The organism is Mesorhizobium sp. SARCC-RB16n, from assembly GCF_008520305.1.
Taxonomy (GTDB): domain Bacteria; phylum Pseudomonadota; class Alphaproteobacteria; order Rhizobiales; family Rhizobiaceae; genus Mesorhizobium.
Window position 1 is genome coordinate 15,500 of record NZ_ML703273.1, and the last position, 11,999, is coordinate 27,498.

11 protein-coding genes and 1 pseudogene are annotated in these 11,999 nt (G+C 61.6%); 10 read left to right on the top strand and 2 right to left on the bottom strand.

Going from position 1 to position 11,999, the window contains the following annotated elements; genetic code table 11:
- Nucleotides 1–36: 36 nt before the first annotated feature.
- A complete protein-coding gene (locus C7I87_RS21050; RefSeq protein ID WP_149906027.1) occupies nucleotides 37–954 on the bottom strand; it encodes a LysR substrate-binding domain-containing protein in 918 nt (305 codons plus the stop codon).
- 123 nt (nucleotides 955–1,077) lie between these two features.
- On the opposite strand from C7I87_RS21050, the gene C7I87_RS21055 reads away from it, so the two are divergent.
- The 9 genes from C7I87_RS21055 to C7I87_RS36785 all read left to right on the top strand — a co-directional run bounded on the left by C7I87_RS21055 (nucleotide 1,078) and on the right by C7I87_RS36785 (nucleotide 10,990).
- Nucleotides 1,078–2,118: an aromatic ring-hydroxylating dioxygenase subunit alpha gene (locus tag C7I87_RS21055; protein WP_149906014.1), complete on the top strand. Its 1,041-nt coding sequence runs from the start codon at nucleotides 1,078–1,080 to the stop codon at nucleotides 2,116–2,118.
- Nucleotides 2,115–3,245 carry a 2Fe-2S iron-sulfur cluster-binding protein gene (locus C7I87_RS21060; RefSeq protein WP_149906015.1) on the top strand — a complete coding sequence of 377 codons (1,131 nt, stop codon included), beginning with the start codon at nucleotides 2,115–2,117 and terminating at the stop codon, nucleotides 3,243–3,245. The genes C7I87_RS21055 and C7I87_RS21060 overlap by 4 nt, the downstream gene beginning before the upstream one ends.
- 44 nt (nucleotides 3,246–3,289) lie before the next feature.
- The gene (locus C7I87_RS21065; protein ID WP_149906016.1) at nucleotides 3,290–4,411 is read left to right on the top strand and encodes an aminotransferase class I/II-fold pyridoxal phosphate-dependent enzyme; all 1,122 of its coding nucleotides are present in this window, start codon (nucleotides 3,290–3,292) and stop codon (nucleotides 4,409–4,411) included.
- Entirely contained in the window at nucleotides 4,408–5,934 is a 1,527-nt protein-coding gene (locus C7I87_RS21070) for an FAD-binding oxidoreductase (protein ID WP_149906017.1), read from the top strand. The genes C7I87_RS21065 and C7I87_RS21070 overlap by 4 nt, the downstream gene beginning before the upstream one ends.
- Before the next feature lie 61 nt (nucleotides 5,935–5,995).
- Nucleotides 5,996–7,960 carry a DUF2817 domain-containing protein gene (locus C7I87_RS36510; RefSeq protein ID WP_188393921.1) on the top strand — a complete coding sequence of 655 codons (1,965 nt, stop codon included), beginning with the start codon at nucleotides 5,996–5,998 and terminating at the stop codon, nucleotides 7,958–7,960.
- Between the two features lie 75 nt (nucleotides 7,961–8,035).
- Entirely contained in the window at nucleotides 8,036–8,833 is a 798-nt protein-coding gene (locus tag C7I87_RS21080; protein WP_149906019.1) for a transporter substrate-binding domain-containing protein, read from the top strand.
- A gap of 76 nt (nucleotides 8,834–8,909) precedes the next feature.
- Nucleotides 8,910–9,623, top strand: a complete 714-nt coding sequence (locus C7I87_RS21085) for an ABC transporter permease (RefSeq protein ID WP_149906020.1) — start codon at nucleotides 8,910–8,912, stop codon at nucleotides 9,621–9,623.
- Nucleotides 9,620–10,342: an ABC transporter permease gene (locus tag C7I87_RS21090; RefSeq protein ID WP_149906021.1), complete on the top strand. Its 723-nt coding sequence runs from the start codon at nucleotides 9,620–9,622 to the stop codon at nucleotides 10,340–10,342. Before C7I87_RS21085 ends, C7I87_RS21090 begins: the two co-directional genes overlap by 4 nt.
- Nucleotides 10,343–10,822: 480 nt before the next feature.
- Nucleotides 10,823–10,990 carry a Rieske 2Fe-2S domain-containing protein gene (locus C7I87_RS36785; RefSeq protein ID WP_188393920.1) on the top strand — a complete coding sequence of 56 codons (168 nt, stop codon included), beginning with the start codon at nucleotides 10,823–10,825 and terminating at the stop codon, nucleotides 10,988–10,990.
- Between the two features lie 178 nt (nucleotides 10,991–11,168).
- Here C7I87_RS36785 and C7I87_RS36020 read toward each other — a convergent pair.
- Nucleotides 11,169–11,297 (bottom strand): annotated as a pseudogene (locus tag C7I87_RS36020) (2-hydroxyhepta-2,4-diene-1,7-dioate isomerase); the annotation flags it as partial.
- A 160-nt stretch (nucleotides 11,298–11,457) separates the two neighbouring features.
- Here C7I87_RS36020 and C7I87_RS21105 point away from each other — a divergent pair.
- The coding region (locus C7I87_RS21105; protein ID WP_149906023.1) for a lipopolysaccharide biosynthesis protein at nucleotides 11,458–11,999 on the top strand (542 nt) is incomplete at its 3' end.

Here is an 11,999-nt window from a genome sequence, read left to right on the forward strand (position 1 = left end):
GCTGGTGCAAGCTTGCATCTCCAGATCAGTGTTCGACTATCCTGCTAAAGTTGCGCCCAGTCGCTTGGAAATCAAAATAATCCAGGCTCGTAACTCAGGACCAAAGGGCTTCTCCAGAATGGCCCGATCCCAAGCTAAAAAATAAGGTTCCGGCAGCCTGATCCGCTTGTCGAACGGGGCGACGAGCCTGCCCGACGCGATATCATCGGCAGCCATCGACAGTTGCGCCAGCACAAATCCCCTTCCGTTGGCCGCCGCATCAATCGCCGCGCTCGACAGGGAAAAGGCCACTTCGCCGGATGTTCTGCGGTGCACCGCGCCGATGCTTGCGGCCCATTCCGCCCATGTCGGCGGCGAGCGGTGATCACGGGCCCATTCGATGCTGAGAAGCGGCAGATCGAGAATATCGGCGGGCTTGCCGACCGGATGTCTCGCCAGCAGCGTCGGCGAGCAGGCCGGCACCACCCAGTCGGTAAACAGTTCGGTGTAGTGCTCGAAATCACGATATTTGGTGCCGTACGAAATACGGAAGTCAAACTGGTCGGCGCCCAGCCTTGGCTCCGTCTCGGCGCCCACCAGCCGCACGGTCGCGCCGGGGTGGTCGACCTGCCAATCCAGGAGTTGCGGGCCAATCCATTTGCTGGCCAACGACGGCAGGCAGGAGATGGTCAAAGTGTCCGCGGACCGGGCCTGTTCGATAAGATCCTGGGCTTCGCGAATGTGTTCGAAGCCGACGGAAACCGCTGCGTGGTAAACTCGGCCCAGCGCGGTAAGAGCGACACTCCTGCCGCGCCGTTCCAAAAGCCGCGCCTCCAGGGCGTCTTCAGCCTTGCGGATCTGCTGGCTGACCGCGCCGACGGAGACGCCGAGTTCGTTGGCCGCCGCCGTCACACTGCCACGCCTCCCGAAAGCCTCGAAAGCCTGTATCGCACGCAGTGGGGGCGTCTTCTTCACCTGGGCAACGATCCTGGGGTCAGCTTGATTTAGTTTTTCTAAAATAGAACGCAGATGCAAGCCCTATGTCGTCCCAAGCCCGCAAGATATTCGTTTAAGCGTTCACAAGCTCGGGAGGACGCCATGTTTCTTCGAAACTGCTGGTACGTTGCCGCATGGGACCATGAGATCGCCGACAGGCTGGTGCCGACCCGGATTCTTGGCGAGGATATTGTCCTCTACCGCCGGACCGATGGCGGGGTGGCGGCGCTCGAGGATGCCTGTCCGCATCGCAAGCTGCCACTGTCCATGGGCCGCATCAAGGGCGACTCTGTCGAATGTGGCTATCATGGGCTGACCTTCGACAGCACCGGAACCTGTACGCGCGTGCCGGGTGCTGAAAAGATACCGCATGTCGCCTGCGTTCGTTCCTATCCGATCACCGAACGTTACGGGCTGCTGTGGATATGGATGGGCGAAGCAGCAAAGGCCGACCCCGCGCTGATTTTCGCGGTCGACCACTGGGGCGATCCGGCATGGGGCGTCAATCGCGGCGAGTCGATGGGGCTCGATTGCAACTACCTCTACATGACCGACAACCTGCTCGACCCCTCGCATGTGTCGTGGGTCCACCAGTCCTCCTTCGGCGGCGTTCAGGCAATGGAGGATGCGCCGCTCGAAACCACCGTAGGCGCGGACGGCGTGACCGTGTGGCGCTGGGTGGTCGATGCCGCGCCGGCACCGTTCTATGCGCCGTTCCTCAAATTCTCAGGCAATTGCGACCGCAAGCAGCACTACGAGGTGCGCTACCCCTCCAACGCCATCATCAGGGCGATCTTCGTGCCGGCCCGCACCGGCGGCGAGGGCAAGCCGCTGCACGAGGACGTGTTCCTCATGGACAGCTACAACTTCATGACGCCGGTCGATGAGAACCAGACGAAATATTACTGGTTCCAGATGCGCAATTTCGCTCCCGACGATCTGGAGGTGTCGCGCCAGTTCGCCACCTCCGTGCGCGGCGCTTTCGACGAGGACCGCACCGTACTCAACGCGGTGCACAAGGGTATGGCCAACAAGCGCACGCCCAATCTTGATCTCAAGATCGATGTCGGGCCGCTGCGTTTTCGCCGCAACCTGGCCAAGCTGATCGCCAGCGAGAGCCAGCAATTGGCGGCCGCCGAATGAACGCATTCGCCGCTCGCGACACCACCGCAAGAAGCGGATTTCGCGACCTGAGGGTGGTTGCGAAGGTGCGCGAAAGCGCCATCATCACATCGTTCCACATGGAGCCAGTCAATCCACGGGACTGGCGCGATTTCGAACCGGGCCAGTTCCTGGTGTTTAAGATACCCGTGCCGCAGGCGGCCGGCGAAAAGGGATATGTGCTGCGCAACTACAGCGTGTCCTGTTCTCCGGCCAGCAAGGGGCGCTACCGGATCAGCGTGAAACGGGAAGCAGCAGCCGCGCCTGGGCTGCCAGACGGGATAAGCTCATGCTTCCTGCATGACCGGATCGACGTCGGCGACATACTCGAGGCCGAAGGGCCGCGCGGCGATTTCGTGCTCGACAGGACCAGCAGCCGTCCAGTCGTGCTGCTCAGCGGCGGCGTCGGACTGACGCCGATGGTCTCGATGCTGCATGCGCTGGCCTCGATGATGCCGGACCGTCGCGCCGTCTTCATTCACGCCTGCGAGAACGGCGATGTGCATGCCTTGCGCGACGAGGTGACCGGCCTTGTCTCGACCCGGCCTGGCCTGACTGTGCACTTCTGCTACCGGACGCCGTCCGAGCGCGACAAGGCCGAGCAACACTGCCACACCGAAGGCATGATTTCGCGGGACCTGTTGCAGCGTCTGTTGCCGCTCGATGACTATGATTTCTATCTCTGTGGCCCACCGCCGTTCATGCAGGCGGTCTACACCATGTTGCGCGGGCTTGGCGTGCCGAAGCACCGCATTGCCTACGAATTTTTCGGCCCCGCGACGGTGCTGGAGCCTGAAGCTGTACGAACCTCGGCGGTTGCTGCGCAGCCGGCAAGGATCGCGCCGACAGGCGAGGCAACGACCGTGGAGTTCCGAAAATCAGGCCTCAAGGCTGCCTGGGACGGGTCCGCCGCATCGCTGCTCGACTTTGCCGAGGAGCAGGGTCTGGAACCGGAATTCAGCTGCCGATCCGGCATCTGCGGCACATGCAAGTCGCGGCTGATCTCGGGCGAAGTCGCCTATTTCGAAGAACCGCTGGACGAACTTGGCGCAGGCGAAGTGCTGCTGTGCTGCTCAAAGCCTAGCGGATCAGTCGTCCTGGATATTTGACAAGATCGTGGTGCCGCTTGTGGGCGGGGAACGGAAGTCGGGATTTGGAACAGTCGGTAAAACCAACGTCGAGCCTGCCGCTCAATCCGCATATCGCGGGGCTGCCGCCCTACAATGCCGGTATGAACATCGCGATGGCGCGGGCGCTGAGTGGCCGTCACGACATTGCCCGTTTGGCCAGCAATGAAAATCCCGACGGCTGCTCTCCCGCTGTCCTGGCCGCATTGGCCTCTTCGTCCTTCGAGCCATGGCGCTATGCCGATCCGGCCTGCACGGCGCTGCGGACAGCGCTTGGCGAAAGACTGGCGATCGATCCCGGCCTGATCGTTGTCGGCAACGGCTCCGAGGAGATGATCGCTGCCATCTCGCGCGCCGTCCTGGTGCCGGGCGCCTCGGTGGTCACGACGGTGCCGAGCTTCGGCCTGCATGAGATAGAGCCGCTGGCGATGGGGGCTGATGTCGTCAAGATCGCGATGACACATGAAATGGATTTCGACCTTGCCGCGCTCGAAACGGCGATCGCCGCCGTGCCGCGGATCGTTTTCATATCCTCTCCATGGAATCCGGTCGGGTCGGGTCTCGACCATTCCAGCCTGCAACGGCTGATCGGCGCTATGCGGCCAGGCACGCTTCTTGTTCTCGACGAGGCCTATTTCGAGTTTGCCGATGCCGGCGCGCCGGACGGCATCGAGGTCCTGCGCGACAGCGGCGTCGATCATGTGGTGCTGCGGACATTTTCGAAGGCCTATGGGCTAGCGGGATTGCGCGTGGGCTATGCCGTCTGTTCGGGCCTCGAACTGGCAAGGGTGATCGCCGCTGCCAAGACACCGTTCAACGTCAATGCGGCGGCGCAGACTGCCGCCATTGCCGCACTCGCCGACGAAGGTTGGATGAAGGCGTCGGCGGGCCGCGTCAGGGCCGAGCGCGTGCGCGCAGCCGCCGCGCTTGCCGCCCTTGGTTTCCGGGTTGCGCCGTCGCAAACAAACTTCCTGTTCTTTGACTGCAAGGGCGACAGTTCAAGACTTGCCGCCGGTCTCCTGAAGCAAGCGATCATCGTCAAGGCGTGGCGCGAGGGCGGCTACGAGCACTATCTGCGCGCCACCATCGGGTTGCCGGCTGACAACGACCGGCTGATCGCGGCGCTTCAAGAATTGGTGGCGAGATGACCGGCCTCGCGTCTCCAACGCAAATGAACTCGACCGACCAGGCGGTGCCGCCGTCGATTGTCGACGCGATCCGCGATGTCGTCGGTGCGGCGAATGTGCGTACCGGAGAGGATGCCGGCGCGATCGACCTTGGCTCGAATGGCGCGGATTGCGGCGCCGGCATCGTCGTTGCGCCTTTATCGACCGCCGAAGTCGCGGCGGTGGTGCGCATCTGCCGCCAGAACGAGATCCCGATCGTGCCGCAAGGTGGAAAGACCGGCCTGGTCGGCGGCAGCGTTTCGCGGCCAGGCGAGATCGTGCTTTCGATGACGCGCATGAACCGCATCGAGCGGCTTGATCCTGTCGAACGCGTGGCCGTCGTCGGCGCCGGCGTCACTCTTGAAGAGCTGCAAGAGGCCGCGCGCGAACACCGGCTGGAGCCGGGCATCGATCTCGCCGCGCGCGGCTCTGCGACAATCGGCGGCATGGTGTCCACCAATGCCGGCGGCGTGATGGCCTTTCGCAACGGCGTCATGCGCCACCGCGTGCTTGGCCTCGAGGCCGTGCTGGCGGACGGATCGGTCTATTCCGATCTTACCCGGGTGGTGAAGAATTCCGCCGGCTATGATCTGAAGCATCTTTTCATCGGCGCCGAAGGCACGCTCGGCATCGTCACCCGCGTGGTCGTCAAGCTTGACCCTTCGCCGCGAGCCAGCGCCACCGCCCTTTTCGGGCTGCCCTCGGTCGAGGCGGCTCTGCAGACCATTCGGCTGGCACTTGAATCGGATGCCGGGCATCTGCGGGCGGCGGAGGCGATGTGGACCTCGTATCTCAGCCTGGCCGCTGCCGCGCATGAATGGTCCGAACCTGGCGTGCCGCTGGACCAGCCGCTGTTCCTGCTGCTGTCGCTTGGCGGCGCGCGCGAAGAGGCGCTGCGCGAGGATTTCGAGCGGATCTTTTTGGAAGTGATCGAGCGCCATCCCGAAGCGACCGGCATAGTTGCCGGCTCTCAGCGGCAAGAGGGCGACCTTTGGCGCCTGCGCGAGGACACCAGCGTGCTTTATCGCACCCATCCCCATGCGCCTTCCTTCGACGTGTCGGTGCCTCTGTCGGAAATTACGGTCTACCTTGAGAGGATTCTGCCTGGGCTCGCAGCGATCGAACCGGATCTCGCGCCCTATGTCTTCGGACATCTGGCCGACGGGAATTTGCACATCATCTTGAACCGAAAGGGCCCGCTTGGCCTTGACATGGCAGAGGCTGTCGAGGGCGTCCTCTATCAACAGCTGCGGCAAATTGGCGGTTCCTTTTCCGCCGAGCACGGTGTTGGGTCGAAACGCATCCATTCGCTGCTGGCGACGGCGGACCCGACGAAGCTCGCCGTGATGGAGCGGGTGAAACGAGTGCTGGACGATCAGTCGGTCATGAACCCCGACAAGGTGCTCCCCTGCGACGCCTGGTTCGTTCGGTCCTCCAGGAAATCTCATTCCGGCAGCGAACGACGATTGCCGTTCAAGAACGTGAGCGACCTCACCAATGAGTAACCCCATGCCGGAACCACAGGGAATGAATGGATTGACGGCCAGCCATCCAGTGGGATCGCCCATGCGCCATGACGACCCGCCCCCAGCCTATGCCGGTGATTTCGCCGCCTTGCGCCAAGGATTTCGCGAAGCGGCCGAGCGCGCGGGCGCGGAACTGTCTGAATATGTTCATCCGCTGAACGGGCCTGATGGCGGGACGCTGGCGACGGATGTGGCACTGCTTGGCCGTCGCGATGCGCGCAAGCTGATCGTGCTCATTTCTGGCACGCATGGTGTCGAGGGACCGTTCGGCTCGACCTGCCAGACCGCCTGGCTCGGCCAGAAGAACCTGCGGCGCTTGCCCGATGACACGGCAATCCTAGCCATTCACCTCATCAATCCGTGGGGCACGGCGTGGTCGCGGCGTGTCAACGAAGACAATGTCGACCTCAACCGCAACTTCATAGACTGGTCTTCGAGTATGCCGGTCAACAACGGCTATGCCGGCCTGCACGACGCCGTGGCATACCGCGAATGGGAGGGGCCGGACCGCGTAGCGGCCGACGAGAAGCTGGCCATAGCGCGCAGGAGGCTTGGACATGCCGGGCTGGCGGCGATCGTCGAGGCCGGCCAATATGAGTTCGCCGACGGGATGTTCTATGGTGGCGGCGGCCCCGTCTGGTCGAACAGGACGCTGAACGAAATCCTGAAGACCTTTGCCCGCGAGGCGCGTCAAGTCATCGTCTTTGATCTGCATACGGGGGCAGGGCCCTACGGCTATCCGGCGCTGCTTTCGGTGGCGAGTTCCGAGCATGAGGGTCTTGCCTGGGGCAAATCCATTTTCGGGCCGGCGCTGTCGACCGTGCTGACCGGCCTGGGCGCCAAGACAGGCACCGGCATCGCCGCGACGGCGACCGGCTATGTCTCCGACGCCGTCCGCAAGGCAATGCCGAACGCGCGCGTGCTGCCGCTTGTCGTCGAATGCGGCACGCTGGACGGCCCGGCGGTCATGGAAGCGGTGCAGGCCGACAACTGGCTGCATTTGTTCGGTAAGCTCGATTCGCCGCTGGGCAAGCGGATCCGGGACACGCTGCGCTCGGCCTTCATTCCGGACGATCCGGATTGGCAGCGCACCTGCCTGTCGAGCAGTCTGCGTTATTTCGACCGTGCACTGACGGACCTGCGGACCGTGGCGTTGGACGAGACCACCGGGAGCGAACGGGTACCGCCAACGGCTCGCGCCGTTGTGGCCGATCCGGTGCCCGCTGACGAAGCGAAGACCACGACGCCGGCCGTGCAGATCGACGAGCTTCACAAGAGCTTCGGCTCGCTTCTGGTGCTGAAGGGCGTCAATCTCACCGCTCACGCCGGCGAAGTCATTTCCATGATCGGCTCGTCAGGCTCGGGCAAGAGCACGTTCCTGCGCTGCATCAACCTTCTGGAACAGCCGGACGGCGGCAAGGTCGCCATCGACGGCGAACTCATCAAGATGAAGCCCCTGTCCAACGGCCGTCTTGGGCCGGCCGACATGGCGCAGGTCGAGCGGATCCGCGCCCGCGTCGGCATGGTGTTCCAGAACTTCAATCTGTGGCCGCACATGACGGTGGTGGAGAACATCGTCGAGGCGCCCCGGCATGTGCTGAAAGAACCGCGCGAGAAGGCCATCGAACACGCGCACGCGCTGCTGAAGAAGGTCGGGCTCGCCGACAAGCACGCCCATTATCCCGGCCAGTTGTCCGGCGGCCAGCAGCAACGGGCGGCGATTGCCCGCACACTGGCGATGCGGCCAAAGGTCATCCTCTTCGACGAGCCGACATCAGCGCTCGATCCCGAGCTGGTCGGCGAGGTGCTGCGGGTGATCCGTCAATTGGCGGAAGAAGGCAACACCATGATCCTCGTGACGCATGAGATGCAGTTCGCGCGCGAGGTCTCCCACAAGGTCCTGTTTCTCCACCAGGGAAAGGTGGAGGAAGAGGGTGCGCCCGCGGAGCTGTTCGGCAGCCCGCGCTCGGAGCGTCTGCGCCAATTCCTGGCACGGACACTATGAGGCAAGCCCGCATCCTCGAAGCGTCCGGTTCGTGCCGGACAACGGTAATGAAGATCAACAACAAGGGGAACTGACATGAAACTGAAAGTCTTGACGCTACTCGCATGTCTGGCGGGAAGCATGGGCAGCGCATTGGCCGCCGAAGGCGAACTGTCCATCGGCACGGAAGGCGCCTACCCGCCATGGAGCATGTCCGACGCCAATGGCAACGTCACCGGTTTCGACGCCGATGTCGGCGCCTTGCTGTGCACCAAACTCGCGGTGACGTGCCATTTCGTCGTGCAGGCGTTCGACGGTTTGATCCCGGCGCTGAAAGCCAAGCGCTTCGACGTCATCATCTCGGGCATGTCGATCACCGCCGACCGCAAGAAGGAGATCAATTTCAGCGTCGGCTATGCCGAACTGGCTAACATGTTCGTCGCCGCCAAAGGCTCTGATCTGGCTGCCATCACCGATGTCGACACGCTGCTGAAATCGCTCGACGGCAAGAAGGTCGGCGTGCAGGCCGGCACGACCCACGCGCATTTCCTCGAGAAGCGTGCGCCGAATGCCGACCTGAAAACCTACGACACGCTGGACCAGATGCAGATCGACCTGGCGAGCGGCCGCATCGACACGGCTTTCGCCGATCAGTCCGCCTTGCAGGATTTTCTGGACAAGCCGGATGGCAAGAACTTCCAGCTGGTCGGCGTCGAGATCAAGAGCACGTTCGACCCGACGCTTGGCGAAGGCATCGGCGTCGGCATCGCGCAGGACAACACCGAACTCAAGGCAAAGATCGACAAGGCGCTGTGCGAACTGATCGCCGACGGCTCGGTCGGCAAGGCGAGCCAGAAATGGTTCAAGACGGACATTTCCCGGCCCTGCAAATAGCGCCTTGGAATTCTCGCATGCGCCCGGACAGCCGGGCGCATGCGTCTCATTGGCACGACAGACTAGGGCAACTCAGATGGAATTCGGTCTCTGGCAGGTTTGGGAAGCGGGTTGGGTGACCGCCATCCTGCGTGGCGCGTCGATCACAATCCTTGTGGGTTTAGCCAGCATGGCAGCCGGTCTGGTGATCGGCATTGTCTGCGGGCTGATCAAATGGGCCCGGATATTTCCGCTTTCGCTGCTCGTTGATGCCTATACCTCGCTGGTGCGCGGGGTGCCCGAACTGCTCATTATCTACCTGCTGTTTTTCAGCTCGGTTGAATTCGTGACCAAGGTCGTGACTGCGTTCGGCTATGCCGGCGTCGCGGAGAGCGGCTATGCATTCGTCATCGCGGTCATCGCCATCGGCGCGATCTCCGGCGCCTATTCAACCGAGGTCGTACGCGGGGCTCTGGGCGCGATCCCGGACGGGCATATCGAGGCCGCTCGCGCGCTAGGCCTGTCGGGCGCCCGGATCTTTCGCCGCATCGTTGCCCCGCAGATGCTGCGCATCGCGGTTCCCGGCATCAACAATGTCTGGCAGACGACGATCAAGGACACCGCGTTGGTTTCCGTGGTCGGCCTTCAGGAGTTGATGCGCATTTCCTTCATCGGCGCGAACTCCACCCGCCATCCGTTCATCTTCTACCTGATTGCGGCGGTGGTTTATCTCGCCATCACGCTTGTAAGCCAGGGCGGCTTCGACGGGATCGAACGCCTGCTCAGGCTACGGACGAGAAAAACAGTATGATAGACCTCATCCAGCTTGCAGTTCCCGTTCTGCTCAAGGGCCTATGGGTCACAGCGGCGCTAACTTTCATTTCGGTGCTGATCGGCTTTAATCTCGGTCTCGGGCTGGCGCTCATGCGGCTGTCGTCGAGTTGGCTTCTGTCGGGCTTCGCCAAATATTACAGTACCGTCTTTCGCGGGACTCCGCTGCTGGTGCAGATCTTCCTGTTTTACTACGGGCTTGGCCAGCTTTCCCTGATCAAGGACAACGCGGCTTTGTGGTGGGTCATCAGCGATGGTTCGCGCTGCGCCGTGTTGGCGCTTGCACTCAACACCGCAGCGTATACGTCTGAAATAATGCGCGGAGGTCTGATGTCAGTTCCTGCCGGGCTGATCGAAGCGGCTCAGGCATGTGGCATGTCGCGGGTTCTGCGTTTCCGTCGCATTGAGTTTCCGCTTGCGATTCGTCAAGCTCTGCCGGCTTATGGAAACGAGCTCATTCTTGTGGTCAAGGGGACTAGCTTGGCATCTACAATAACTGTGCTCGAAATCACTGGGTATGCGAAGCGGCTGATGAGCCAGACGTTCGCCATTTTCGAGATCTTCGCAATTGCGGGAATACTGTATCTGGTTATCAACTTGGTGTTAATTGCCGTCATCCGCTCGATAGAGCGTTTTCTTATGCGCATGAGACGCGATCCCGCCATGGGTCGAGCGCCCCGCGCTCGGACGAATCCGTAGTGGTTCTGTGACGGCGCTCCTAAGGCGTGCCACGAGCCAGTATATGGAATTGGGTCATCACTAGGTTTTGCTGAGGACAGGGTTTGTGTTTTTAGCGGTTTTCGCGACGCGAAAGCTCGCTCATATCTCGTTCATCTACAGGGCAGTCTTTCCATTGGCCCTCAGGAAGAGAACGCAGATGCTCGACAAACACACCCCTCTCACGACCAATTGCCCGATTCCGATGTACGAGTTCGAATTGTCGGATGGCGCTGCGGGTTCGTCTTACTCACTGCCTGCCGCATGCTTCGTTTCGAGCGAATTCTACGAATTCGAGTTTAAGGCTGTCTGGGAAAAGGAATGGTTCTGCATCGGTCGTGCGACGGACATTCCGAAGCCTGGCGACTTTTTCACCGTAACCGTAGGCAACGAACCTCTGTTTGCTATTCGTCATGGTTCCGGCGCCGTTCATGTGATGACCAACGTTGCCAGCACCGGAGCATGCTTTTGCTGGAGGGGCACGGCAACGTCAAGCGCATCAGGTGTCCTCTTCATTCCTGGGTTTATGATCTGGAGGGTCACCTCCTCTCGGCCCCGGCGCTCAATGACGTCGAGGATTTCGACAAGAATCGAGTTTGCCTGCCTCGGATCAGGAGCGAAGTCTGGTAAGGTTTCATTTTCATCACCTTTAACGAGTCCTTGGCGCCGATTGGCGACCGTCTCGCTCACCTCTCCGAGCAACTTGTGAATTTTCACATCTCGGAGCTAGCCGCAGCAACGCCGCTGGACATGATCCCCTATGTGCGCGAGTTGATCGCCCGCCTCGAGCGCCATCAGGCGAGCGCCCGAAGGAGCACGAGAATCGGATGAACAGCGACGGATTGGCGGGCGCAATCTGTCCGTCCTTGTACTCCTCGTTGCGGTCCGGATAGTTGACGCCGACGCAGACGATCTTTTCGGGCGCAGGGACGGGAATCAGGCTTTCTCACCCAGGCTGAGATCGGCGGGCAGCATGCTTTGCATCCGTCGAACGAATGAAGACTTAGCTGGAACTGAGGCTACCGTGCTGGCCTCTTGGATTCATCGCGGGAAGCTCCCGATCGGCCTTTGTCGGGACTGGGCAGGAACGGAAGCCGTTGGAGGACGAATCCAGAAAACCGGTAAAGGAAACGATGGCGTTGGAAGGCCAGCTCGCGGCTTCGGCAATGCCCGTTTACGGCAATTTGGCGACCGACGCCCTCGGGGTAAATGGCGATAGCTTAAGGAGGACTTTCGAGCCAGCTGGCCAGCAATCTACGGCCAAGGAAGGCACCGGCAACCACGGTTTGACCCGACGCCTCTCACACGCAAGCGTTTGGTCCTTGTTCATCTACGCGGCGGGTGCCGGGCTGACCTTCGTAACGCAGATCGTCATCGCTCGGTTGGTAGGCGCGGAGAGCTTTGGAACATACACCTATGTGTTCGCCTGGATCACACTCTTGTCTTATGGTTCGACTCTTGGGTTTCACGTAGCCGTTCTGCGGTTCGTGCCGGCCTACGAGACAACAAAACAATATCCGATGGCGCTCGGGTTCATCCTTTTTGGGTCCAAAGCCAGCATTGCGGTGGCAATTTTGATCGCCGCGATTGGCACGCTGGTCGTGCTCGGGTGGCCTCACCATCTGGAACCGGAACTTGC